Consider the following 24,806-nt stretch of genomic DNA (forward strand, 5'->3'; position numbering starts at 1 on the left):
CGTGGATCCGCGTCGGTGGGATCCACATGGTGGCGAATTGCAGGTCGATCAGCACCGTCATGTCGACGTCGACCACGCCGTGCCCGCGCCCACCATCAAGGACGCGACCGGCGGCGGGCACGCCCGAAAGTTCGCCTCCGACTTCGGCATCCAACGCTTCTACGACGTGGGACGGCACGGCATCTGCCATCAGGTGATCGCCGAGAACGGCTTGGCGCGCCCCGGCGAGATCCTGGCCTGCACCGACTCGCACACCTGCGCGGCCGGCGCCTACAACACCGCCGCCCGCGGGCTGGGGCCGGCGGAGATCTACTCGATCATGTGCACCGGCACCACGTGGTTTCAGGTCGCGCCGACCATCCGCTACCAGCTCGAGGGCGTCAAACCCGGCGCGGTCAGTGGCAAGGACATCTTCTTGCACATCGCCAACGAATACGGCGACGCCCCCAACCTCAACCTGGAATTCGGCGGCCCGGGGCTGGCCGGCATCCCGATGCACGACCGGCGCACCATTGCCACCCAGGGCGCCGAGGTGTCGGCCGATTTCAGCACGTTCGAACCCGACGAGGTGTTGGCCGCCTTCCTACGCGACCGCGGGGTGACCGCATACCATTCCGCCGCACCGGATTCCGACGCCTCCTACCAGGAGGTTCACCACATCGACCTCGCCGGGCTGGAACCCTACGTCGCGCTACCGGGCACCGTCAGCCACAACGGCGTGCCGGTTTCCCGGTTGGGCCGGCAGAAGATCGACCAGGCATTCATCGGGTCGTGCGCCAACGGCCAGCTCGAAGACCTCGAAATCGCCGCGGACGTGTTGCGCGGCAACATGATAGCGCCGGGCGTGCGGCTGCTGGTCACGCCCGCCTCCCAGGCCGTGTACCGGGAAGCCATGCGGCGTGGCTACCTGCAAGACATCGCCGACGCCGGCGCGGTCATCACCAACTCCACGTGCGGCGCCTGCTTCGGCTATCACATGGGCGTAGTCGGCCCCGGCGAGGTGTGCCTCACGTCGAGCACCCGCAACTTCACCGGCCGCATGGGCAGCACCGACGCCGAGATCTTCATGGCGGCCCCGGCGACGGTCGCCGCGTCCGCGATCGCCGGTTACATCACCGATCCCAGGAGCGTGACCGAATGACCTTGTCCTTCAGCGGGAAAGTCTGGGTGTTCGGCGACAGCCTCAACACCGACGCCATGTATCCGGCCTTCGCCATGAAGATGGAGCCCGCCGAGGCGGCCAAGCACATCTTCTACGAGGTGCGACCCGGTTGGACCGACGAGGTGTCTGCGGGCGATATCGTCGTGGCGGGCAGGAACTTCGGGCTCGGGTCGTCGCGCCCGGTCGCCGCGCTGTTCAGCGAGCTCGGGATCGCCGGCCTGGTGGCCGAGGAGTTCAACTCGCTGTTCTTCCGCAACGCCGTCAACGCCGGCCTGCCGGCGATGACGGTCCCCGACGCCACGAGCGCGTTCCGCGAGGGCGACACCGGCACCTTCGACCTGGGCGCCGGCACCTGGCGCAACGACAGCACCGGCGCCGGCGGCACCGTTCCCAAGCTGCCCGACCTGCTCCTCGACATCATCGCGAGCGGCGGCGTCATGCCGCGGCTGGCCGGGCAAGGCTTCCTGCCGGCCGAACTCGGCGACCTGCTACGGTCACCCAGCGTGGCGATGCGGGGCGCCGGGAGCGGCGCATGATCGAGTTACTGGGCAAGTCGCTGCGCGGTCTGCGCGCCGACGCGCGACGTAGCCCATTGGCGCACAACGATTTTGCGGCCGCCGAAACCATCTCGGTGACCAGCGCCGCCTTCGCCGACGGGGCGGCGCTGCCGCGGGCCAGCGCCGGCAAGGGCGTCGGTGACGATCAGTCACCGCCGCTGCGCTGGGCCGGTGTGCCGGCCACGGCGCGGGCACTGGTGCTCATCATCGACGACGTCGACGTTCCGCTGCCGCGCCCGCTGCTGCACACCGTGGCGGTGATCGAGCCGTCGCTACCCGGGCTCGACGCCGGCGCATTGCACCCCGCGACGGCCGGCGTCCGCTTCGTCCGCGCCGACCTGGGCAACCGCGGCTACGCCGGGCCGCGCCCCATCCCCGGGCACGGGCCACACCGGTACCGCTTCCACCTCTTGGCCGTCGACCGGCCGATTCCCGATTCGGTCAACACCGCCAAGGCGCTATTGGCCGCGGTGCGCGGACACGTGCTGGCCCGCGGAACTTTGACGGGCACCTACGAGCGCGGCTAGCCCCGCGTCAACTCCGACTTCGAACGACGCGGGCATAGCTGACGCCGCTGTCGTGCTCCAGCGACACCGCGCCGAACCGGGCCAACTTGCCCAGCAGCCGCCCGTTGGCGGACAGCGCGGACGCGCACAGCGGCGCCTCGGGTCCCACCAGTTGCACCAGGCGGCCGAGCAGCAACGTGCCGATGCCGTTGCGCTGATAGCGGTCCTCGACCAGGAGGCCCAACTCCCAGCTGCCGTCGGGCGTATGGGCCGCGCTGCCCAACCCGACGACCTCGCCGGGGCGGCCGGGGCAGGTCGCGACCACCGCGAGGTGCTCGTCGCCGCCGTCGAGCATCGAACGCAGATAGGAGGCCGGAAACGACGAGCCGGGTCCGAGCCAGCGGGCATGCCGCGTGGCCTGGCTGCACCGCTCGTGCATCCGCAGGATCGCCGCGCCGTCGGTGCGCCGGATCGGCCGGACGCGCGGCGGGAGCGGCGTCCCGATCCGCGCCGCGCGCGCGGCCGGGATGTCCGGACAGTGTGGGGCCATCAGCATCGTCGGTACCTCCTGAGGGCCCGAGCGTAGCCACGCATGTTAGGACAATCGACAAATTGTCCTAGCTACATTGCGCGGTGCAGCACCGTTGGCAGCGGTTGGCAGCGTCTGACGTCGAGGTGGCAGTGGTTTTCGGCGAGCGTCGGGGCAGGCAACACCGCCGCAACGAAAGGAACCACCATGGCCGCCACCACCATCGCCCCCGCCACGACCCGCGACCGGCTGCTGCGCCTCGCGATGCGCGCCGACGCCGCGATCAGCGCCCTGGTCGGCTTGGCCGGCATTCCCCTGGCGGGCCGGCTGGCCGACATCTCGGGCACCACCGCGGCATACGAGGACGCCATGGCGGCCTTTCTGGTCGGCTACGGCGTGGTCGTGTTCTGGCTGGCCGGCCGGCCCATGGTCATCCGCACCGGCATGGGCGTCATCGTGGCCAACCTGCTCTACACGGTGGCCGCCATCGGGCTGGTACTGGCGGACGTTTTCCCGTTGACCACCGCGGGCGTCGCCCTGACGCTCGGCTCCGGCGCGTACACGCTGCTGTTCGCCGAGCTGCAATACCAGGGCTGGCGCCGGGCGCGCGCCTGACCCGGCGCCGTGGTAGAACAATCGGCGGATTGTCCTACCCAACGAGGCGACCGATGCCGACCAGCCCCTACACCGCGCTCGTGGATCGACTGACCGCCGACATCCGCGCGGGCCGCCTGCCGCCGGGCACCCGGCTGCCCACCCACCGGGATCTGGCCCGGCGGCACGGCATCGCGCTGGCCACGGCGACGCGCGTCTACGCCCACCTGGCGCGGGCCGGGCTGGTGTCCGGTGAACCGGGCCGCGGGACGTTCGTCCGGGACCAGGGCGGCTACGGCGGCCTGGACGGGCGCCGCATCCCCGCGGCGTCCCGGGTCGCCGACCTGTCGTTCAACCAGCCGCTGGCCGACGAGCAGCCCGAGCAACTGCGCGAAGCGTTGCGGGCTCTGGCCGCAACGGGAGACCTGGGGTCGGTGCTCACCCAGCACGCACCCGGTGGCCGAACCGCCGACCGGGCCGCGGTGGCGACGTACCTCCTCGACCGCGACATCGACGTGCCGCCCGACAACGTGGTGCTCACCGCCGGATCGCAGCACGGCCTGGACGTCGCGCTGCGGGTGCTGGCCCGCCCCGGGGCGATCGTCGCCGCCGAGGAGCTGACCTACCCCGGCATCAAGGTGCTCGCCGAAGACCGCGCCGTGGAGTTGGCGCCGTTCCCGACCGGCACCGGCGGGCCGGATCTCGACGCGCTGACGGCCCTGTGCGAGCGGCGCCGCGTCGCGGCCGTCTACGTCATGCCGACCCTGCAGAACCCCCTCGGCCACACCATGTCTCGGCGGGACCGGGCCCGGCTGGTCGACGTCGCGCGCCGGCACGATTGCGCCATCATCGAGGACGGGACGTACGCCTTCCTCGAGCCGCAGGCCGGCCCCCCGCTGTACGCGCTGGCGCCGGAACGCACGCTGCACGTGGCGAGCTTCTCGAAGAACCTCGCCACCGGCCTGCGCTTCGGCTTCGTCGTGACGCCGGACCGGCATCTACCGCGGGCCAACCAGGCGCTGCGGGCCTCGAGTTGGGGCACGTCGAGCCTGGTGTCGGCAGTGGTCACGCGCTGGCTGGCCGACGGCACGGTCGCACGGCTGGAGAAGGACCGCCGCGGCGACGCCCGGCGTCGCCAGGAGCTCGCGCGCCGCGCGCTGGCGCCGCTGGACTATCACGGCGCCCCGTCCTCGTACTACGGCTGGCTGCGGCTGCCCGACCACGCGCGAGCCGACGGCGTCGCACACCGGCTGGGCGACCGAGGCGTCCTGGTGTCGACGGCTCAGGCGTTCTGCGTCACCGCGCACCCGCCGAACGCGTTGCGCCTGGCATTGGGCACGCCCACCCTTTCCGACCTGGCCGACGCCCTGCAGCGGGTCCGCGAGGTCGTCGACGCCGAGCGGCCGTGACGGGTCTGCAACTCACTCCTCGGGGATTTCGCGCTGGATCTCGTCGAGCCAGATGCGCGCCGACATGTCCGACGGGGCGCGCCAGTCGCCGCGCGGCGACAGCGCCCCGCCGTGGGACACCTTGGGCCCGTTCGGCAGCGCCGACCGCTTGAACTGGCTGAACGAATAGAACCGTTGCACGAAGATCGCCAACCAGTGTCGAATCTCCTTGAGCGAGTAGGACGGCCGCTTGTCGTCCGGGAAGCCCGGCGGCCAGGTGCCGCGCTCGGTGTCGCTCCACGCGTGCCAGGCCAAGAAGGCGATCTTCGACGGCCGGAACCCGTAGCGCAGCACGTGGAATAGCGAGAAGTCTTGCAGGGCATAGGGTCCCACTTTGTCCTCGCTGCTCTGCAGCTCCTCCTCCTCGCCGCTGGGCACCAGCTCCGGGGAGATCTCGGTGTCCACCACCGACTGCAGCACGTCGGTGACGTCCGATTCGAACTGGCCCGAGGAGATCACCCACCGAATTAGGTGCTGGATCAACGTCTTCGGGACGCCGCCGTTGACGTTGTAGTGCGACATCTGGTCGCCGACCCCGTACGTCGACCAGCCCAGGGCCAGCTCGGAAAGGTCGCCGGTGCCCAGCACGATGCCGCCGCGCTGATTGGCCAGCCGGAACAGGTAATCGGTGCGCAGACCGGCTTGAACGTTCTCGAAGGTGACGTCGTAGACCTTCTCGCCGCGCCCGAAGGGATGGTCGATCTCCTTGAACATCAGCTTCGCCGTTTCGGTGATGTCGATCTCGGAGAACGTGACGCCCAGCGCGTTGCACAGCTCGATGGCGTTGCGCTTGGTCCGGTCGCCGGTGGCGAAGCCGGGCAGCGTGAAGGCCAGGATGTCGCTGCGTGGCCGCTGCTCGCGGTCCATCGCGTGCGCGGCGACGATCAGCGCGTGCGTGGAGTCCAGGCCGCCGGAGATGCCGATGACGACCTTGGGGTAATCCAACGCGCGCAACCGCTGCTCGAGCCCCGAGACCTGGATGTTATACGCCTCGTAGCAGTCCTGTTCCAATCGCTCGGGGTCGGCGGGCACGAACGGGAATCGCTCGATGTCGCGCAGCAGCCCGATGTCACCGCCCGGCGGGTCGAGCCGAAATTCAATGCGCCGGTAGGCGTCCGCCGTACCTCGGTGGTGTCGGCGATTGTCATCGAAGGTCCCCATCCGGAGCCGCTCGGAGCGCAGCAGGTGCAGATCGACGTCGGCGACGCAGCGGCGCTCACCCTTGGGGAAGCGCTCGGACTCGGCAAGCAGCTCGGCGTTCTCCCAGATCATGGTCTCGCCGTCCCACGCCAGGTCGGTGGTCGACTCCCCCTCGCCGGCCGCTGCGTAGATGTAGGCGGCCAGGCACCGCGCGGAGGCGGACCGCGCCAACAGCTTTCGATCCTCGGACCGGCCGATCGTGATGGGGCTGCCGGACAGGTTGGCCAACACCGTCGCGCCCGCGAGGGCCGCCTCGGCGCTGGGCGGGATCGGCACGAACATGTCCTCGCAGATCTCCACGTGCAGCACCAGGCCGGGCACGTCCGACGCGGCGAACAGCAAGTCCGGGCCGAACGGCGCCTCGAGGTCGCCGATGCGCACGGTGCCGCGCTCGTCGTCGCCGGCCGCGATCTGGCGGCCCTCGTAGAACTCGCGGTAGGTGGGCGGGTAGGACTTGGGGACGACGCCCAGCACCGTGCCGCGATGGATCACCACCGCGGTGTTGTAGATGCGGTGCCGGTAGCGCAGGGGCGCCCCGACGACCAGGACGGGCAGCAGGTCGGTGGAGGCCGCGACGATGCGCTCGACCGCCCCGACCACGTCGTCGAGCAGCAGGTCCTGCAAGACGATGTCCTCGATGGAGTACCCCGACAAGGTGAGCTCCGGGAAGACCGCCACCGCAACGGCGTCGTCGTGGCACTCGCGCGCCAGCCCCAGCACCGATTCGGCGTTGGCCGCCGGGTCGCCGATCCGGACGTGGTGGGTGCAGGCGGCGACGCGCGCAAAGCCCTGCTGATAAGCGTTGTAGAAGTCCATCGCCCTTCCATCGTCGTCCGGTGTCTGTGCCCTGCCGCCCTTCGGCCGTGTCAACCGCCGGCCGCCGGGTATGTCTCCATCATGAGCGATACCGCCCTCGTCATCGTCGACATGATGAACACCTACCAGCATCCCGACGCTGAAGATCTCATACCCAATGTCGCCACCATCATCGACCCGCTTGCCGATGTGATCCGGCGCGCCCGCGGCACCGACGGAGTGGACCTGGTCTACGTCAACGACAACTACGGCGACTTCGCCGCGCAGTTTTCCGACATCGTGAACTCGGCGCTCAACGGCGCGCGGCCCGATCTGGTCAAGCCGATCCTGCCGGCCGACGAGTGCCGCGTGATGACCAAGGTGCGGCACAGCGCCTTCTACGCGACCGCCCTGGCGTACCTGCTCAACCGGCTGGAGACCAAGCGGGTGATCCTCACCGGCCAGGTCACCGAGCAATGCATCCTCTACACCGCGCTCGACGCCTACGTGCGGCACTTCTCCGTCGTCATTCCCACCGACGCCGTCGCGGGGATCGACCCCGAACTGGCTGACGCCGCGCTGAAGATGATGGAGCGCAACATGTCCGCGGAGCTGACGACCGCGGCCGACTGTCTCGGCTGATCCGTACGCTGGGACAGATGAGTGCCGCGCCCGCCGAAGCCCCGGAATTGGTGGGCCTGCTGGCCGGTCGCCGCATCGCGGTGCTGACGGGGGCCGGCCTGTCGACCGATTCCGGCATCCCCGATTACCGGGGCCCCGACTCGCCGCCCAGCAATCCCATGACCATCCGGCAGTTCACCTCGGACCCGGTGTTCCGGCAGCGCTACTGGGCGCGCAACCACGTCGGCTGGCGGCACATGGACGACACACTGCCCAACGCGGGTCACCGGGCGCTGGCGGCCCTGGAGCGCGCGTCGGTGGTCACCGGCGTCGTGACGCAGAACGTGGATCTGCTGCACACCAAGGCGGGCAGCCGCAACGTGGTCGACCTGCACGGCACCTACGCCAGCGTGGTGTGCCTGAGCTGCGGGCACACCATGACCCGCGCCGCGCTGGCCGACCGGCTCGACGCGCTCAACCCCGGCTTCCTCGATCGCGCCGAGGCCCTCGGCGGGCTGGCGGTCGCGCCCGACGCCGACGCCGTCGTCGCCGACACGGCGTCGTTTCGCTACCTCGACTGCCCGGCGTGCGGCGGCATCCTCAAGCCCAACATCGTCTACTTTGGCGAGTCGGTGCCCAAAGAGGTTGTCGCGCAAGCTTTCGCGATGGTCGAGGCGGCGCAGGCCCTGTTGGTGGCCGGGTCGTCGCTCACCGTGTTCTCCGGGTACCGCTTCGTACGCCACGCCGCCGCGCTGGGCATCCCGGTCGCCATCATCAACCGGGGCCGCACCCGCGGTGACGATTTGGCCACCGTGAAGGTCGACGGCGGCTGCTCGGAGTTGTTGGCGTTGCTCGCCGACGAGCTGGTGGCCGTGGCGACCTCCGGGCGTTGACCGCGCCGTAACACCCTCTCCTGCAACGGGCTTCAGAACGTGCAGGGCATGCTGCGGACCGCATGAATGAAGTTGCCCGGCACGTAGGCCGGATCCCCCGCCTCGATGTTCGGCAGCTGCCGCAGCAATTCGGCGAAGATGGCCCGCAGCTGCGCGCGCGCCACGTGGGCGCCGAGGCAGAAGTGCACGCCACCGCCGCCGAACCCGACGTGCGGGTTGGGGTCGCGACCCAGGTCAAGCCGCTCGGGGTGATCGAACACCTCGGTGTCCCAGTTGCCGGAGGTGTAGAACATGACCACCTTCTCCCCCGCCGCGATCCGCTGGCCGCCCAGCTCCAGATCGGTGGCGGCGGTGCGGCGGAAGGTCATCACCGGCGTGGCCCACCGGATGAACTCCTCGACCGCGGTGCCGATGCGTTCGTCGAAAGCGGCTGTCAGCCAAGCACGTTCCGCCGGGAAATCGGTGAGCGCCTTCATGGCGTGGCTGGTGGTCTGGCGGGTGGTGTCGTTGCCGGCCACGGCGAGCAGCACGAAGAACGCGGCCACGTCGGCGTCGGTGAGCCGGTCGCCGTCGACCTCGGCGTTGACCAACGCGCTGAACAGGTCGTCACCGGGGTTCTTACGCCGCTGTTCCGCCAGCGCGCCGGCGACCTGATGCAGATAGGTCTGGTTCTCGATCAGGACCTGCAAGGGGTGGCGACCGTCGAGGTAGGCCGGGTCGGCCCAGGACACCAGCGCGTCGGCGGCCTGGGCCACCTGCTGGCGCTCGGAGTCCGGAATGCCGACCATGTCGGACAGCGTGCGGACGGGCAGTTGCTTGGCGCAGTGCTCGACGAAGTCGACGCCGCTGCCGGCGGCGCGCAGTTCCGCCACGACGGCCTCGGCGTTGGACTTGATCGAGTCTTCGATGCGACGGATCTGACGCGGCGTGAACGCCGCGCTGACGAGCTTGCGGAGCTTGGTGTGCCGCGGGGGGTCCATGGCCAGGAACGACTGCGACGCCTCGAGCAGTTCGACCGGCACGTTCTCGAACATCACTCCCTTGCCGGACTGGAAGGCGGCGTTGTTGCGGCTGACCATGACGATGTCGTGGCGGCGGACGACGGCCCAGTAGCCGTGGTCGTCGGGGTCGTGCATCAACGCGTCCTCGACCGGCGGGTGCCAGCTGACCGGCCGCTCGGCCCGCAGGACGGCGAAGGACCGCTCGCGCTGCGCCGCGCTTGTCGACCAGAACGCCCGCGAGGACAGGTCGATGTCGTCGTAGGCGCGGCTGGTGCCCGACGTCCCCGGCAGCACGGTCATGGTGGTCCCTTTCGCTCGTATGACCCTGGTCACAAACTCTCCGCGACAATATGCCTAGACAAAGTGTCTAGTCAATATGTCGAAAGCTCGGCTATGCTCGGCCGATGCCGTCGGTCACGCGTAGACCCCAGCCGCAGCGCGGATTGGACCGCGAGCAGCGCCGGGAGCAGATGGAGCGCCGGCTGCTCGACGCCACCGAGCGGCTGATGCGCGAGGGCGCCAGCTTTACCGAGCTCAGCGTGGACCGGTTGTCGACCGGCGCCGGCATCTCGCGGGCGAGCTTCTACATCTATTTCGAGGACAAGGGCCACCTGCTGCGCCGCCTCGCCGGCCAGGTCTTCGGCGAGCTGGCCGCCGGCGCCCGGCACTGGTGGAATCTCGCCGGCCGGCACAATCCCGACGACGTGCGGACGGCGATGGCCAACGTCGTCGCGACCTACCGGCGCCACCAGGCGGTGCTGGTCGCCCTCAACGAGATGGCCGCCTACGACGCCGCCACGGGCGAGACGTACCGGGGTCTGTTGGCCGGGATCTCCGAGCAACTCGGCCGCGTCATCGAGGAGGGTCAGGCCGAGGGCTCGATTCGGCCCGGGCTACCGGCCGCCACCACCGCCAGCGCGCTCACGTGGATGGTCGAGCGGGCCTGCCAGCAGAACCTGCCCGGGCGCCCGCCCGACTACGACGCCGAGCTGACCGCGACGCTCGCCGAAATCGTCTGGGGCGCGCTGTACCTGGAGCCGGCTTCGGCGGGGTGACGCGCGTGTGTCGTAGCCGACATAGTTAGGGCACTAATTATTAGCGTACGATGCAAGTATGGCGACGTCGGCGGCTGCGGAGATCGACCCGCTCGCCCTGGAACAGCAGGTCTGCTTCGCGTTGAGCGTCACCAACCGTGCCGTGCTGGCGGTCTACCGCCCACTGCTGGAGCCACTGGGGCTGACCCACCCGCAGTACCTGGTCATGCTGACGCTCTGGGACCACCGCAGATCCGCCCCGGACCCGCGGGGCGCTCTGACGGTCAAGCAGATCGCGGCCACGCTGCAGCTGGACTCCGCGACGCTGTCGCCCATGCTCAAGCGCCTCGAAGCGCTCGGGCTGATCAGCCGCAGCCGCAACGCCGACGACGAACGTTCGACCGACGTCCGGCTCACCGACAGCGGCGCCGCCCTGCGCCGGCGGGCGCTGAAGATTCCGCCCGCCGTCGTCGCGCGCCTGGGCGTCGACCTCGGCGAACTCGCGCACCTGCACCAGGTGTTGACCCGGATCAATTCGGCCGCGCTGGCGGCCGGGGCCCTCGACGACTAGGAGTCACCATGGCCACCGCACACGCCAAACCGAATCCTCTGCAGTACATCGCGTATTCGTACGGCCGCACGCTGCCCGCCTCGATGCAGGCGTGGGTGGCCAACGACCTGGCCGGCAAGGGTGCGGTGCGTCGCCACATGATCCGGTGGGCCATACCGCCGCTGATCGTGCTGGCGCCGTTCTGGCTGCTGCCCGCCTCGCTGTACGTACACACCGAGATGACGGTGCCGCTCTATGCCTGGGCGCTGCTGGTCTCGCTGGCGTTGAACAAGGTGTGGCGCCGGCATCGGCTGGCCCAGCACGGGCTGGACGCCAACCTCGTCGACGTGCTCAAGAACGAAAAGCAGGCCCGCATGCACGAGGACTACGCCCGCCGCTTCGGGCCGCGACCCGAGTCCGCGGCGTGGCAGGCCAACAGCAACCCGTTCCACTAGCGGGCGCCGGGCGCTAGACGGCGACCAGGTCGTCGGCGTGCACCGCGGGCCGGCGCAGTTCGCCGGGTAACTCCGAGGTGGAGCGGCCCATCATGGTGGCGAGTTCGGTGGCGTCGTAGGCCACCACGCCGCGGGCCACCGTGGCCCCGTCGGGTCCGCGCAGCTCGACGACGTCGCCCCCGTAGAAGCGGCCGGAGACCGCCGTGACGCCCGCGGCCAATAACGAGCGGCGCTGCGCGAGCACCGCCCGCACCGCCCCGTCGTCCAAGGTCAGCGCGCCGGCCGCGTCGGCGGCGTACCGCACCCAGAATCGGCGGGCCGACATCCGGTCGGGGCGGGCGGCGAAGACGGTGCCAACCTCGGCGTCGGTGAGCGCGGCGGCCGCGTCGGACGCGGCGGCGAGCAGCACCGGCACGCCGGCGTCCGCGGCCAGCAGCGCCGACGACATCTTGGACACCATGCCTCCGGTGCCCAGGTCGCTGCCGGGTCCGGCTTCCACGCCGGCCAGGTCCGCGGCGCCCGCGACCTCCGGAATAAACTTCGCGCCCTTGACTTTTCGCGGGTCCGAGTCGTAGAGCCCGTCGATGTCGGAGAGCAGGACCAGCGCCTCGGCACCGGTCAGGTGGGCCACCAACGCCGAGAGCCGGTCGTTGTCGCCGAACCGGATCTCGTTGGTGGCCACCGTGTCGTTCTCGTTGACGATCGCGACCGCATGCAGGGCGCGCAGCCGGTCCAGGGTGCGCTGGGCGTTGGTGTGCTGAGCCCGCATCGAGATGTCCTGCGCGCTCAGCAACACCTGGCCGACCGTGCGCCCGTAGCGGCCGAAGGCGGCGCTCCAGGAGTTCACCAACGCGACTTGGCCGACGCTGGCGGCCGCCTGCTTGGTCGCCAAATCCCTTGGCCTGCGCGACAATCCGAGCGGTTCGATGCCCGCCGCGATGGCGCCCGAGGAGACGATGACGACGTCGGTACCGGCCTTCATCCGCGCCTCGATCGCGTCGGCCAGCCCGGCCAGCCGCCCCGCGTCGAACACCCCCGACGGCGTGGTCAACGCGTTCGTACCGATCTTGACGACCAGGCTGCGCGCGTTGCGGATCGCGTCGCGAGCCGCGCTCACGATTGGTCCCCGCGCTCCCGCCGCTGGCGGCGGGCGGCCTTGCGTTCGGCGGCGCCCACCCGGTCGGTGCGTTCCAGTCGCGCGTCGGTACCGCGCCCCGACAGGGCCGTCTGCTGGCCGGCCGGGGTCTGCGGCTCCCAGTCGAACGTCATCTCGCCGATGGTGACGGCGCAGCCGGGCTGCGCGCCCAGCCGCAGCAGCTCCTCCTCGACACCGAGCCGGGCCAGGCGGTCGGCCAGGTAGCCCACCGCCTCGTCGTTGTCGAAGTTGGTCTGCCCGATCCAGCGCTCGGGCCGCGCGCCGGTGACGACGAAACCGCCGAGGCCGTCCGGTTCGACGGTGAAGCCGCTGTCGTCCACGGCCACCGGGCGGATGACCGGCCGGCGCGGCACGCTCGGCGGGCGGGCGTCGTTGTACTCCGAGACCATCTTGGACAGCCCGAAGACCAACTGCTGCAAGCCTTCCCGCGCCACCGTCGACACCAGAAAGACCGGCCAGCCGCGCTCGGCGATCTCGTCGCGGACGAACTCGGCCAGCTCGCGGGCCTCGGGCACATCGATCTTGTTGAGCACCACCGCGCGCGGCCGCTCGGCGAGATCCTCTAGCGCCGCGTCGCCCTGCAGGGTGGGCGTGTAGGCGGCGAGCTCGGCCTCCAACGCGTCGATGTCGGAGATCGGGTCGCGGCCGGGCTCCGCGGTGGCGCAGTCGACGACGTGCACCAGCACGGCACACCGTTCGATGTGCCGGAGAAAGTCGAGGCCGAGGCCGCGGCCCTGGGACGCGCCCGGGATGAGCCCCGGCACGTCGGCCACCGTGAAGGTCCGCTCCCCGGCCGACACCACGCCGAGGTTGGGGGCCAGTGTGGTGAATGGGTAGTCGGCGATCTTGGGCTTGGCGGCCGAGATCGTGGACACCAGCGAGGATTTGCCGGCGGACGGGAATCCGACGAGCCCGACGTCGGCGACCGTCTTGAGCTCGAGAGTCAGATCGCGGGCCTCACCCGGCTCGCCCAACAGCGCGAAGCCGGGGGCCTTGCGGGCGCGCGATGCCAGCGCCGCGTTGCCCAGGCCGCCGCGACCGCCGGCGGCGGCCTCAAAACGGGTGCCGGCGCCCACCAGGTCGGCCAGCAGCCGGCCGCTCTCGTCGAGCACGACGGTGCCGTCGGGCACCTTCACTTCCAGGTCGGCGCCGGCGGCGCCGTCACGGTTGTTGCCCATGCCCTGCTTGCCCGACGGCGCGGCGACATGGGGATGGAAGTGGAAGTCCAGCAGCGTGTGCACCTGCGGGTCGACGACGAACACGATGCTGCCGCCGCGACCGCCGTTGCCGCCGTCGGGGCCGCCTAGCGGCTTGAATTTCTCGCGGTGCACCGACGCGCAGCCGTTGCCACCGGATCCCGCGCGCGCGTGGATGACGACGCGATCGACAAAGCGGGCCATCGGTTACCCATCCTCGTGAATGAAACGCCGGGGCGGAACTCGCGAAGCCGCCGCAGCGTCACGCTCGCGAAGTTCAGACCTGGGGCGTGATGTTGACGGTCTTGCGTCCGCGCTTGATACCGAACTCGACGGCGCCGGCCGCCTTGGCGAACAGCGTGTCGTCGCCCCCGCGGCCGACGTTGAGGCCCGGGTGGAACTTGGTGCCGCGCTGCCGGACGATGATCTCGCCCGCCTTAACGATCTGACCGCCGAATCGCTTCACGCCCAGCCGTTGCGCGGCGGAGTCGCGACCGTTGCGCGAGCTGGATGCGCCCTTTTTGTGTGCCATATCTGTGATCTCCGCTCAGTGGTGTCTGTTGGAAGCCTGACGGCTCATCACGCGATGCCGGTGACCTTCAGGACCGTCAGCGGCTGACGGTGACCCTGACGCTTGTGGTAGCCGGTCTTGTTCCGGAACTTGTGGATGCGGATCTTGGGGCCCTTGGTGTGCTCGAGCACCTCGCCGGTGACCGCGACCTTCGCCAGCGCGGCGGCGTCGCTGGTGACGTTGGCGCCGTCGACGACCAGGGCGACGGGCAGCGATACGTTCGAGCCCGGCTCGGAGTCGAGCTTCTCGACCTTGACCACGTCTCCGACGGCGACCTTGTACTGCTTGCCGCCCGTCTTGACGATTGCGTAGGTCGCCATTGCTGCTCCTGCCTTCTCTGTGTCTGCGCCGCTCGGTCGCGCTCGCGCGCGCACCGACCGCAGTGCGCGTGGTGGGTCTTGGGGCGCGGGCCTGCGCCGATTGCTCGGGAGTCCCGCTGTCGCCGGCCGGAAGGGTTACTCGCCCAGCCTAACGACAACTGTCCAAGGGTACGTGACCAGCGGCTACAGAATCAAACTGGCACGTGGGTCCGGCGTCAGTCGACGTGGATGGGTGGACCCGCCGGCCGGCCGGCCGCGCGGCGGCGGGGGCGCCCGAACGCCGAGCCGCCCGCAGCCGGGCGCGCGCCGTTGCCCGAATCGTCGGGGTCGTCGTCCAGGTCATCCTCGTCGGAGTCGTCCTCGTCGGCGTCGTCGTCATCTTCGTCGTCGTCCGCGTCGGAGTCGTCCAGGTCGTCGACCTCGTCGAGGTCGTCGTCGGAGTCGTCGTCATCGGAGTCGTCGTCATCGGAGTCGTCGTCATCGGAGTCGTCGTCATCGGAATCGTCGAGGTCGTCGTCCTCGTCGTCCAGCTCGTCCTCAGCATCCTCGTCGGAGTCTTCAGAGTCCTCGTCGGACTCGTCGAAGTCGGCGTCGACGAGGCCGGCGGGCCGCTTCGGCTCGTCGAGGTCGTCGTTGATCTCGTCGGTGGCGTCGGAGTCCTCGTCCTCGCGGTCGGCCGGGCCGGACGAGCCGGCGGCCATGGCCTTGAACATCGGGTGCTCGCCGGGGGCGTGCGTGGGCACCTTGGCGACGGCCGGCTGATCCGACGGCTCCTCGGCCCGGTTCTTCTTGGAGCGCCGGCCGCGGCGCCCGCCCGACTCGGACTTGCGCCCGTTCGACGGGGCCGAGTCCACCGGGTCGGCGTGCAGCAGGATGCCACGCCCGGCACAGTGCGGGCACGAGGTCGAGAAGGCCTCGATCAGGCCGGTGCCCAGCCGCTTGCGGGTCAGCTGCACCAGGCCCAGCGAGGTGACCTCGGAAACCTGGTGGCGGGTGCGGTCGCGGGCCAGCGACTCGGTCAGCCGCCGCAGCACCAGGTCGCGGTTGGACTCGAGCACCATGTCGATGAAGTCGATGACCACGATGCCGCCGATGTCGCGCAGCCGCAGCTGGCGGACGATCTCCTCGGCCGCCTCGAGGTTGTTCTTGGTGACGGTCTGCTCGAGGTTGCCGCCGGACCCGGTGAACTTTCCGGTGTTCACGTCGACCACCGTCATCGCCTCGGTGCGGTCGATCACCAGGGTGCCGCCCGACGGCAGCCACACCTTGCGGTCCATCGCCTTGGCCAGTTGCTCGTCGATGCGGTGCACCGCGAACACGTCCGGCCCCGGCGCGCCGTCCGGACCGGCCGGCGGCTCGTACTTCTCCAACTTCGGAACAAGTTCGGGCGCAACGGAATTGACGTAGTCGTTGATGGTGGTCCAGGCGTCGTCACCGGAGACCACCAGCCCGGCGAAGTCCTCGTTGAACAGGTCGCGGATGACCTTGACCAGCACGTCGGGCTCCTCGTAGAGGGCCACGGCGGCGCCGGCGGCCTTCTCCTTGACCTCGATGGCCTTGGCCTCGATCTGCTTCCAGCGCTCCTGCAGGCGGGTGACGTCGGTGCGGATGCCGTCCTCTTTGACGCCCTCGGACGCGGTGCGGATGATCACCCCGGCGTCCGACGGCACCACCTCGCGCAAGATGTCCTTGAGCCGCTGCCGCTCGGTGTCGGGCAGCTTGCGGCTGATCCCCGTCGACGACGCCCCCGGCACGTACACCAGGTACCGGCCGGCCAGCGACACCTGGGTGGTCAGCCGGGCGCCCTTGTGGCCCACCGGATCCTTGCTGACCTGCACCACGACGTAGTCGCCGGGCTTGAGCGCCTGCTCGATCTTGCGGTCCGATCCGCCGAGGCCCGCGGCCTCCCAGTTGACCTCGCCGGCGTACAGGACGCCGTTGCGGCCGCGGCCGATGTCGACGAACGCGGCCTCCATCGACGGCAGCACGTTCTGCACGATGCCGAGGTAGATGTTGCCCACCAGCGACGCCGAAGCGGCCGAGGTGACGAAGTGCTCCACCACGATGCCGTCCTCGAGCACGGCGATCTGGGTGTACCGCGAGCCCTGATGGGGCGGTTCGGTGCGAACCCGGTCGCGGACCACCATGACCCGCTCGACGGCCTCGCGGCGGGCCAGGAATTCGGCCTCGGTGAGGACGGGCGGGCGGCGCCGGCCGGCGTCGCGCCCGTCGCGGCGCCGCTGCCGCTTGGCCTCCAGCCGGGTGGAGCCGTCAATGCCCTTGATCTCGGCGTTGGAGCTGCCGCCGGAATCGTCGCCCTTCTTGCCACCGCGGGGCGCCCGCTCGTGCACCACGGTGTTCGGGGGGTCGTCGGGCGAGGAGTTGTCGTCGCTGTCGTCGGCGGCGCCGGACTTGCGGCGGCGCCGCCGGCGCCGACGCCGGCTGGCGCCGTCGGACGAACCGTCGTCACCGGCGTCGTCGCCCTCGTCGGAGTCCTGGCCGTCGTCGCCCTCGTCGGCGTCGTGGCCGTCGGCGTCCTCGGCGTCGGCACGGCCCGCCCTCTGGCCCCGCTGCTGCGGTTCGTCGTCGTCCGCCCCGTCGGGTCCGCCCTGCTCGCCGCGCCCGCGGCCGCGGCCCCGGCGACCCCGCCGGCGCCGCCGGTTGGCCGGTCGGTCGGCCTGTTCGTCGTCGTCGTCGTCATCGTCGGCGTCGTCGGAATCGGAATCCGCGTCGACGTCCTCGCCCCCGCGGGCGCCCGGGCCCGTCTCGATCGGCTGCGGCGCGACGAAGAGCGGCATGTAGTGCGGGCGCTCGGCGGCGGTCCCGCCCCCCTCGGCGCTGTCCGGGGTGTCACCGGCGGGGGTCTCGAGCAGCAGCCGGGACTCCGGCTCTTCCACCGCGTCGCTGCCGGCGGCCCGCGTGGCCACGTCGGAGTTCGCGGCCCCCGGGTCGCCGTGCGACTGATCGGCGGCCAGCAGGTCACGCACCCGGACCGCGTCCTCGCGGTCCACGCTGGAATGGGCGCTACGGATGCGCCCGTCGAGCGCGCTCAGCGCGTCCAGCACGCGCTTGCTGGTCGTTCCCAGCGTGCGCGCCAGCGAATGGACTCTCAGGCGGTCGGGCAGTTCCTCGTGCCGAGTCGGGTCTTGGGATGAGTCTGCGGATGGGGCACCGTCTACCACGTATTCTCCTCAAGCCCCCGGGCGCGTCGTTGCGACGCGGCCACGCGAGGGCTTCGCTATGGGTCCGGGCCACTTCTCCCGGACTTGTGATGGTCTCGCCCCGAGAGGTTCGGGTAGAACGCACTCGGCGCCGTGCTGAATGACGGCTTGACATGCGGCGCACCACCGCGAGCTGGCGGTAGTCGCGCTTGTCTAAGTCTTCATTCGGGTGTCCGACACCGGTCCGGCGACGTTCACCCGTCATCAGTATCCCACATCACCTCGCGAGCTCCGCCAATACCGAGCTCACGGGCGTGCTGGGCGGGTTTTTCGGCGGTGTTACGCGCCGGGGAACCAGAGCTCGATTTCGCGCCGCGCGGACTCGGGCGAGTCGGAGCCGTGCACCAAGTTGAACTGGGTTTCCAGGCCCAAGTCGCCGCGAATGGTGCCGGGTGCTGCCTTCTCGACGGGGTCGGTTGCGCCGGCGAGCTGCCGGAACGCCGCGATCGCGCGGGGGCCCTCGACGATCGCCGCGACCACCGGGCCGGACGTGATGAACTCCAGCAACGACCCGAAGAAGGGCTTGCCGTCGTGCTCGGCGTAGTGCTGCGCGGCCAGGTCTTCGCTGACGCGGCGCAGTTCCAGCGCGGCCAGGGTCAGGCCCTTGCGCTCGATGCGGCCGACGATCTCCCCCACCAGCTGGCGCTGCACGCCGTCCGGCTTGATCAGTACCAGCGTCCGTTCGGTCACGGCGCACAGCGTACATAACCGCGCGGCGACCCGCGCCGCGCCGATCTAGCGTTGGCCTAGCCTTGGCGGCGCCGCACCTCGGCCCGGAAGTAGGCGATCAGCGCCCACAACCCGGTGAACAGCACACCGATGATGCCCACACCGGGATACAGCGCGAACCCGGCCAGCAACAGCACCTGCACGCCCAGATTGACCCAGATCGCCCACGGTTTGCGCTGCACCCCGCCCAACAGCACGAGCAGCGCGGCGAGGCCGATCAGGTAGCTCAGCGACAGCGACGTCAGGCCGCCGCCGACCGCGCCCACCACCGGGATCGCCAGCAGCACCACGATGGCCTCCAGGAACAGCGTGGCGGCCATCACGGCGGCGAAGCTGCGCCACGGGTCGGGTCGCTGCTCCGTCATTCGGGATCACGCCCGAACAGGGTGCGCGCCGCCCCCGCGGTGACCACCGAGCCCGTGATCACGATTCCGGTGCCGGAGAAGCGCTCGGCGTGACCTGCCACGGCGGCCTCGTCGACCAGGGCGGTCGCCACGTCGATGGCGTCGCGCAGGTTCTCGGCGGTGCTGACCCGCTCGGGGCCGAAGCGCGCCGCGGCCTCCACCCCCAGCGCCTCGACGTCCAGCGCCCGGGGCGACCCGTTATGGGTCACGACCACCGCGTCGAAGACCGGTTCCAGCGCGGCGAGAATGCCGTCGACGTCCTTGTCGGCCATCACGCTGAGCACGCCGACGAGGTAACGGAAGTCGAATTCCTCGGCCAGGGTCTGCGCCAGCGCCGCCGCCCCGGCCGGGTTGTGGGCGGCGTCGGCGAACACCGTCGGTGCGCTGCGCAAGCGTTCCAGCCGGCCCGGGCTGGTAGCGGCGGCGAAGCCGGCGCGGACCGCGTCGACGTCGAGCTGGCGCTGGGCGCCCGCGCCGAAGAACGCCTCCACCGCCGCCAGCGCCAGGGCGGCGTTGTGCGCCTGGTGCTCGCCGTGCAGCGGCAGGAAGACGTCGGGATACACCCCGCCCAGGCCCTGCAGCGTCAGCAGTTGTCCGCCGATCGCCACCTGGCGGCTCAACACCGCGAATTCGGAGTCCTCGCGCGCGACGGCGGCGTCGGCCGCGACGGCCCGGCTCAGCAGCACCTCCATCACCTCCGGCGCCTGCCGGGCGATGACGGCAACGGTGTCGGGGGCGCCGTCCGGCGCCCGGGTGATGATCCCGGCCTTCTCGGCCGCGATGCCGGCGAGGTCGTCGCCCAGGTACTCCACGTGGTCGATGCCGATCGGGGCGATCACGGCCACCGGCGCGTTGACCACGTTGGTGGCGTCCCAGCGCCCGCCCATGCCGACCTCGACGACGGCAACGTCGACGGGCGCGTCGGCGAACGCCGCGAAGGCCATCGCGGTGAGGACCTCGAACTTGCTCATCGCCGGGCCGGGCTCGCCGAGGGCGCCGGCCTGCGACTGCTCGTCGACCATCTGCACGAACGGCTCGATCTCCCGGTAGGTCGCCACGTACTGGGCAGGGGTGATGGGACGCCCGTCGATGGCGATGCGCTCCACCGCCGACTGCAGGTGCGGGCTGGTGGTGCGGCCGGTGCGCCGATGCAACGCGGTGACCAGCGCGTCGACCATGCGCGCCACCGACGTTTTGCCGTTGGTGCCGGCGATGTGGATCGACGGATACCCCCGTTGCGGCGAGCCCAGCAGGTCCAGCACCGCGTTGATGCGGGTCAGGCTCGGCTCGATCTTGGTCTCCGGCCAGCGCTGGTCCAGCAGGTGCTCGACCTGCAACAGCGACGCGATTTCGTCCGGGGTGGGGGCGGCGGCCGGCTCGGGGTCGGGTTCGGATTCGATGTCCGGTGCCCACTCGGGCGGCTCGAAAGTCATTGCAGCCCGGCCAGCCTCGCGTTGATCCGGTCGGATTCCTCCTGCGCCACCCGCTGCCGGTCGCGAATCTTGCCGACGACGTGGTCGGGGGCCTTGGCCAGGAAGTCCTCGTTGGCCAGTTTGGCGGTGGTCGACGCCAGCTCCTTGTGCGCGATGGCCAGGTCCTTCTCCAGGCGGCGCCGCTCGGCGGCGACGTCGATGGTGCCGGAGGTGTCGATTTCGACGACGACGGTGCGGTCCGTGTCGGGACCGAGCCGGACCTCCAGCGACACCGACGGCCGGAAGTCCGGGCCCGGTTCGGTCAGCCAGGCCAGGGAGGTGACGGCCGCGACCTGACCGCTCAGGTCGGCGTCCTGCATCCCCGCCAGCCGGGCGGGCACCTTCTGCCGGTCGGCCAGGCCCTGGTCACTGCGGAACCGGCGGACCTCGGTGACCAACTTCTGCATGTCCGTGATCCGTTGCACCGCAATCCGATCCGGCTCGACGCCCGACGGCGTCGGCCACTCGGCGACGACCAGCGATTCCAGACCGGCCTCCTGGCGGGTCAGGGCCTGCCACAGCGCCTCGGTGAGGAACGGGATGACCGGGTGCAGCAAGCGCAACAGGGTGTCGAGCACCGCGGCCAGCACGGCGGTGGTGTGCGCCGCGCCGTCGGCGAGTTGGGTCTTGGCCAGTTCGAGGTACCAGTCGCAGAACTCGTCCCACGCGAAGTGGTAGAGCGCCTCGCAGGCCCGGCTGAACTCATAGCCGTCGAATGCCGAATCGACCTCGGCCCGAACCTCTTCCAGCCGGCCCAGGATCCAGCGGTCGGCGTCGGTCAACTCGGCGTGCGGCGGCAACGGAGCCAGCCGCGCACCGTTGAGCAGGGCGTAGCGGGTGGCATTGAACAGCTTGGTGCCGAAGTTCCGGGACGCCCGCACCGCGTCCTCGCCGACGGCCAGATCGCCGCCGGGACTGGCGCCGCGGGCCAGCGTGAACCGCAGCGCGTCGGCGCCGAAGGCCTCCATCCAGTCCAGCGGATCGACGACGTTGCCCTTGGACTTGCTCATCTTGCGGCCGAATTCGTCGCGGATGAGCCCGTGCAGGAAGACGTCGGTGAAGGGCACCTGCGGGCCGCGGCGACCGTCGGAGGTGATCGCCGGGTCGTCGCCGACGAAGGTGCCGAACATCATCATCCGGGCCACCCAGAAAAACAAAATGTCATATCCGGTCACCAGAACGCTTGTCGGATAGAACTTTTCGAGTTCCGGCGTCCGCTCCGGCCAGCCCAGCGTGGAGAACGGCCACAACCCCGAGGAGAACCAGGTGTCGAGCACGTCGGGGTCCTGCTCCCAACCATCGGGAGGCGTCTCGTCGGGGCCGACACAACGCTGTTCGCCGTTGGGCCCGTACCAGATCGGGATGCGGTGGCCCCACCACAGCTGTCGCGAGATGCACCAGTCGTGCATGTTGTCCACCCACGCGAACCAGCGCGGCTCCAGGCTGGCCGGGTGAATCACGGTGTCGCCGTTGCGCACCGCGTCGCCGGCGGCCTTGGCCAGCGATTCGACGCGGACCCACCATTGCAGCGACAGCCGCGGTTCGATCGGCTCGCCGCTGCGCTCGGAGTGCCCGACGCTGTGCAGATAGGGCCGCTTCTCGGCCACGACGCGGCCCTGCGCGGCCAGCTCCTCGCGCACGGCGACCCGCGCCTCGAACCGGTCCATGCCGTCGAATCGCGTTCCGGTGTCCACGATCCGGCCTTTGGTGTCCATGATCGAGATCATCGGAAGTTGATGGCGTAGGCCGATCTCGAAGTCGTTGGGGTCGTGCGCGGGCGTGACTTTGACAGCGCCCGTGCCGAATTCGGGGTCGACGTGCGCGTCGGCGACGATGATCAGCTCGCGGTCGACGAAGGGGTGCGCCAAGGTCTGCCCGACGAGGTGGCGATACCGCTCGTCGTCGGGATGCACCGCGATGGCGGTGTCCCCGAGCATCGTCTCGACCCTCGTGGTGGCGACGACGATGTGCGGTTCTGAATCGTCGAGCGAGCCGTACCGGAACGACACCAGTTCGCCTTCGACCTCGTCGTAGGTGACCTCGATGTCCGACAGCGCGGTCTCGAGCACCGGCGACCAGTTGACCAGTCGCTCGGCCCGGTAGATCAGCCCCGCGTCGTACAGGCGCTTGAAGATCGTCCGCACCGCCCGCGACAGACCCTCGTCCATGGTGAACCGGTCCCGGCTCCAGTCGACACCGTCGCCGAGCCGGCGCATCTGGCCGCTGATCGCGCCGCCGGACTCGCGTTTCCAGTCCCACACCTTGTCGATGAACAGCTCGCGGCCGAAGTCCTCTTTGGTCTTGCCGTCGACGGCCAGCTGCCGTTCCACCACGCTTTGGGTCGCGATGCCGGCGTGATCCATGCCCGGCTGCCACAGCACCTCATATCCCTGCATCCGTTTGCGGCGGGTCAGGGCGTCCATCATGGTGTGTTCCAGGGCGTGACCCATGTGCAGGCTGCCGGTCACGTTCGGCGGCGGAAGCACGATCGAATACCCGGGCTTGGCGCTGGTCGGGTCAGCCGTGAAGTACCCCGCGTCCAGCCAACTCTGGTAGATGGCGCCTTCGGCCGCCGCGGGATCCCACGACTTGGGCAGGTCGATGTCGGGGCTGGGGCTGGCGGTCACCCGTCAATTCTAGGGAGGGCCGTTTACCCCCGTGTAAGTGCCCGAAAGCGCAGGTGAGCCAGGTCACTCGGCCAGACGGTCGACCCGCAGTGACACACCGGCCGACGGGAACCGGTCCAGCAGGGCGTCGCCCATGGCGGCCGCCGGGGTCAGCACGCCATGCAGGTCGGGAAGCTTGTCGCGATCCAGGGCGAGCGTCAGGCCCGACTCCCCCAGCAGGACCGAGGTGGCCTTGTAGCCGGGGTCGCCGCGCTGTTCCATGCGCGCGACGTAGCGCGCGCCGGTGGTCGTGGTGGTGTAGGTCTCGATGCGGTAGTAGCCGCGCTCGCGGGCCTGGGCGCTGGGGCCGGTGCCGGGCTTGGGGAGGATGCGCTCGACCAATTTGCGGGGCAGCAGGCGGAAGTACCGGCTGCCCAGCCCGAAGGTGGCGCCGCCGATCCCCGTCATCGCGGCGGACGCGACGGGCGCCAACACCGGCGAGGAACCCAGGCTCATGCTCTCGCTGTAGCGGAACTGGCGGCCGTAGGACCAGTCGAGCAGGGCGTTGCTGCGCCGCACGATGCGGGTGTTGTAGGGCGCCATGACGAATCCGGCCGTCCACAGGCCCGCCAACTCGGGCGCGATCTTGCGGCCGCGACGCCACGGCAGGTCGGGCTGGGACCCGAGGTCGGGCTCGGCGCTGCGGTCGGTGCTCAGCGTGTAGGGGTCGGCGAGCTGCCGGCGGGCGTCGGGGTCGCTGGAGGCGGTGCTGAGCACCTCCACCATGGAGGCCACGGTGCCACCGGAGACCCCGCCGGAGAACGACCGCAGGACCAGGTCGGTTTCGGCCAGCTCCCCCGCCTCGTCGTCGCGGACCGCGCGGTAGAGGCCGTACACGCTGAGATCCGACGGGATGGAATCGAAGCCGCAGGCGTGCACGATCCGCGCGCCGGTGTCGGCGGCCTGCTTGCGATAGAGGTCGATGCTGTCGCGCACGAACATCGCCTCGCCGGTCAGGTCGGCGTAGTCGGTGCCGGCCGCGGCGCACGCGGCCACCAACGGCAGCCCGTAACGGGTGTACGGGCCGACCGTGGTGACGACGACCTGGGTGCGCGCGGCCATTTCGTCCAACGTCGACGGCGACGCCGCGTCGGCCTGCAGCAGCGGCCAGGATTGCGCGGGCTCGCCCAGGGTGTCGCGGACGGCCCGCAGCCGGTCGGTCGATCGGCCGGCCAACGCGATGCGGGCCTGTGGCGCCTTGTTCGCCAGATAGTCGGCGGTGAGTTTCCCGACGAACCCGGTCGCTCCGTAAAGCACTATGTCGAATTCGCGCGGCGTTGCGGTCACGGGCCCGACGCTACCCGACGCCTGAGACGCCGATCCGCGCAGCGAAGAAGCGCCCGGCCCGAGGGCCCGGCGCTTCTTCTCAACAGATGACGGCCATGCCGTCGGATGGCGACGCAGGTCAGCCGCGGCGGCCGCAGACCGGCCAGGCGTGGATGCCCTGCGAGTGCAGCACGTTCTCGGCCACCCGGATCTGCTCCTCGCGGCTCGCGCTCGCCGGCGAGCCCGACCCGCCGTTGGCGTGCCACGTGCTCGAGGTGAACTGCAGGCCACCGGAGAAACCGTTGCCGGTGTTGATTCCCCAGTTACCGCCCGACTCGCACTGCGCGATGGCGTCCCAGTTCACGCTGTACGCCCTGATCGGGGCCGGCGGCAGGGCGTCGGGGCCCGTGACCGCAACGCCGCGCGAATTCGACATAGTGCTTTACGGAGCGACCGGGTT

The 24,806-nt window shown here is 70.4% G+C and carries 23 protein-coding genes and 1 pseudogene; 10 read left to right on the forward strand and 14 right to left on the reverse strand.

Translation table 11 applies throughout. The features are described from left to right. From A5714_RS20900 to A5714_RS20910, 3 genes are all read left to right on the forward strand, one after another. Positions 1-1,141 (forward strand): aconitase/3-isopropylmalate dehydratase large subunit family protein (locus A5714_RS20900; RefSeq protein ID WP_156747426.1); only part of this gene is annotated, 1,141 nt, incomplete at its 5' end. Continuing rightward, positions 1,138-1,698: a 3-isopropylmalate dehydratase gene (locus A5714_RS20905; RefSeq protein WP_068288444.1), complete on the forward strand. Its 561-nt coding sequence runs from the start codon at positions 1,138-1,140 to the stop codon at positions 1,696-1,698. The genes A5714_RS20900 and A5714_RS20905, both read left to right, overlap by 4 nt. Then, the gene (locus tag A5714_RS20910; RefSeq protein WP_068288447.1) at positions 1,695-2,246 is read left to right on the forward strand and encodes a YbhB/YbcL family Raf kinase inhibitor-like protein; all 552 of its coding nucleotides are present in this window, start codon (positions 1,695-1,697) and stop codon (positions 2,244-2,246) included. The genes A5714_RS20905 and A5714_RS20910 overlap by 4 nt, the downstream gene beginning before the upstream one ends. A gap of 7 nt (positions 2,247-2,253) precedes the next feature. On the opposite strand, the gene A5714_RS20915 is transcribed toward A5714_RS20910, so the two are convergent. After that, positions 2,254-2,781 (reverse strand): GNAT family N-acetyltransferase, encoded by a 528-nt coding sequence (locus A5714_RS20915; protein ID WP_068073270.1) that lies wholly within the window; start codon positions 2,779-2,781, stop codon positions 2,254-2,256. Between the two features lie 180 nt (positions 2,782-2,961). Between A5714_RS20915 and A5714_RS20920 the strand changes: the two genes are divergently transcribed. Continuing rightward, entirely contained in the window at positions 2,962-3,369 is a 408-nt protein-coding gene (locus A5714_RS20920; protein WP_068288450.1) for a hypothetical protein, read from the forward strand. Between the two features lie 53 nt (positions 3,370-3,422). Further along, positions 3,423-4,757, forward strand: coding sequence for a PLP-dependent aminotransferase family protein (locus A5714_RS20925; protein ID WP_068073274.1), 1,335 nt, complete (start codon positions 3,423-3,425; stop codon positions 4,755-4,757). Between the two features lie 12 nt (positions 4,758-4,769). On the opposite strand, the gene A5714_RS20930 is transcribed toward A5714_RS20925, so the two are convergent. Continuing rightward, positions 4,770-6,812, reverse strand: a complete 2,043-nt coding sequence (locus tag A5714_RS20930; RefSeq protein WP_068288453.1) for an NAD(+) synthase — start codon at positions 6,810-6,812, stop codon at positions 4,770-4,772. A gap of 81 nt (positions 6,813-6,893) precedes the next feature. On the opposite strand from A5714_RS20930, the gene A5714_RS20935 reads away from it, so the two are divergent. Together A5714_RS20935 and A5714_RS20940 are read left to right on the forward strand one after the other, a co-directional pair. Then, on the forward strand, positions 6,894-7,433 hold the full coding sequence (locus tag A5714_RS20935) for a cysteine hydrolase family protein (protein ID WP_068073278.1): 540 nt from the start codon (positions 6,894-6,896) through the stop codon (positions 7,431-7,433). 17 nt (positions 7,434-7,450) lie between these two features. Continuing rightward, positions 7,451-8,305, forward strand: coding sequence for an NAD-dependent protein deacetylase (locus A5714_RS20940; RefSeq protein WP_068288456.1), 855 nt, complete (start codon positions 7,451-7,453; stop codon positions 8,303-8,305). Between the two features lie 32 nt (positions 8,306-8,337). On the opposite strand, the gene A5714_RS20945 is transcribed toward A5714_RS20940, so the two are convergent. Further along, positions 8,338-9,606 (reverse strand): cytochrome P450, encoded by a 1,269-nt coding sequence (locus A5714_RS20945; RefSeq protein ID WP_068073282.1) that lies wholly within the window; start codon positions 9,604-9,606, stop codon positions 8,338-8,340. Positions 9,607-9,710: 104 nt separating this feature from the next. On the opposite strand from A5714_RS20945, the gene A5714_RS20950 reads away from it, so the two are divergent. Genes A5714_RS20950 through A5714_RS20960 form a run of 3 tightly spaced genes read left to right on the forward strand, consistent with a single transcriptional unit; the run spans position 9,711 to position 11,345 of the window. Beyond that, complete coding sequence (locus A5714_RS20950) at positions 9,711-10,361, forward strand: TetR/AcrR family transcriptional regulator (RefSeq protein ID WP_068288459.1); 651 nt, start codon at positions 9,711-9,713, stop codon at positions 10,359-10,361. Between the two features lie 58 nt (positions 10,362-10,419). Continuing rightward, the gene (locus tag A5714_RS20955; protein ID WP_068073286.1) at positions 10,420-10,911 is read left to right on the forward strand and encodes a MarR family winged helix-turn-helix transcriptional regulator; all 492 of its coding nucleotides are present in this window, start codon (positions 10,420-10,422) and stop codon (positions 10,909-10,911) included. Positions 10,912-10,919: 8 nt separating this feature from the next. Continuing rightward, the gene (locus tag A5714_RS20960) at positions 10,920-11,345 is read left to right on the forward strand and encodes a DUF5313 domain-containing protein (RefSeq protein WP_068073288.1); all 426 of its coding nucleotides are present in this window, start codon (positions 10,920-10,922) and stop codon (positions 11,343-11,345) included. 13 nt (positions 11,346-11,358) lie between these two features. Here A5714_RS20960 and proB read toward each other — a convergent pair whose 3' ends face one another. The 11 genes and pseudogenes from proB to A5714_RS21015 all read right to left on the reverse strand — a co-directional run. Further along, entirely contained in the window at positions 11,359-12,465 is a 1,107-nt protein-coding gene (gene proB, locus A5714_RS20965; protein WP_156671180.1) for a glutamate 5-kinase, read from the reverse strand. Beyond that, a complete protein-coding gene (gene obgE, locus A5714_RS20970) occupies positions 12,459-13,901 on the reverse strand; it encodes a GTPase ObgE (RefSeq protein ID WP_068288461.1) in 1,443 nt (480 codons plus the stop codon). The genes proB and obgE overlap by 7 nt, the downstream gene beginning before the upstream one ends. 73 nt (positions 13,902-13,974) lie before the next feature. Further along, positions 13,975-14,229: a 50S ribosomal protein L27 gene (rpmA, locus tag A5714_RS20975; protein ID WP_068073294.1), complete on the reverse strand. Its 255-nt coding sequence runs from the start codon at positions 14,227-14,229 to the stop codon at positions 13,975-13,977. A gap of 47 nt (positions 14,230-14,276) precedes the next feature. Beyond that, positions 14,277-14,588, reverse strand: coding sequence for a 50S ribosomal protein L21 (gene rplU, locus A5714_RS20980; protein ID WP_068073296.1), 312 nt, complete (start codon positions 14,586-14,588; stop codon positions 14,277-14,279). 215 nt (positions 14,589-14,803) lie between these two features. Then, entirely contained in the window at positions 14,804-17,770 is a 2,967-nt protein-coding gene (locus tag A5714_RS20985) for an Rne/Rng family ribonuclease (RefSeq protein WP_068288464.1), read from the reverse strand. 318 nt (positions 17,771-18,088) lie between these two features. Beyond that, complete coding sequence (ndk, locus tag A5714_RS20990) at positions 18,089-18,499, reverse strand: nucleoside-diphosphate kinase (RefSeq protein WP_068288470.1); 411 nt, start codon at positions 18,497-18,499, stop codon at positions 18,089-18,091. Between the two features lie 56 nt (positions 18,500-18,555). Beyond that, a complete protein-coding gene (locus A5714_RS20995; RefSeq protein ID WP_068073302.1) occupies positions 18,556-18,903 on the reverse strand; it encodes a DUF4233 domain-containing protein in 348 nt (115 codons plus the stop codon). Beyond that, positions 18,900-20,375 (reverse strand): folylpolyglutamate synthase/dihydrofolate synthase family protein, encoded by a 1,476-nt coding sequence (locus A5714_RS21000; RefSeq protein WP_068288471.1) that lies wholly within the window; start codon positions 20,373-20,375, stop codon positions 18,900-18,902. The genes A5714_RS20995 and A5714_RS21000 overlap by 4 nt, the downstream gene beginning before the upstream one ends. Beyond that, a complete protein-coding gene (locus A5714_RS21005; RefSeq protein ID WP_068288475.1) occupies positions 20,372-23,041 on the reverse strand; it encodes a valine--tRNA ligase in 2,670 nt (889 codons plus the stop codon). The genes A5714_RS21000 and A5714_RS21005 overlap by 4 nt, the downstream gene beginning before the upstream one ends. A gap of 63 nt (positions 23,042-23,104) precedes the next feature. Next, entirely contained in the window at positions 23,105-24,367 is a 1,263-nt protein-coding gene (locus A5714_RS21010; RefSeq protein WP_068288487.1) for a trans-acting enoyl reductase family protein, read from the reverse strand. 118 nt (positions 24,368-24,485) lie between these two features. After that, a pseudogene (locus tag A5714_RS21015) lies at positions 24,486-24,737 on the reverse strand (transglycosylase family protein); the annotation flags it as partial. Positions 24,738-24,806 lie beyond the last annotated feature (69 nt).

This window comes from Mycobacterium sp. E2462 (genome assembly GCF_001672685.1).
Lineage (GTDB): Bacteria > Actinomycetota > Actinomycetes > Mycobacteriales > Mycobacteriaceae > Mycobacterium.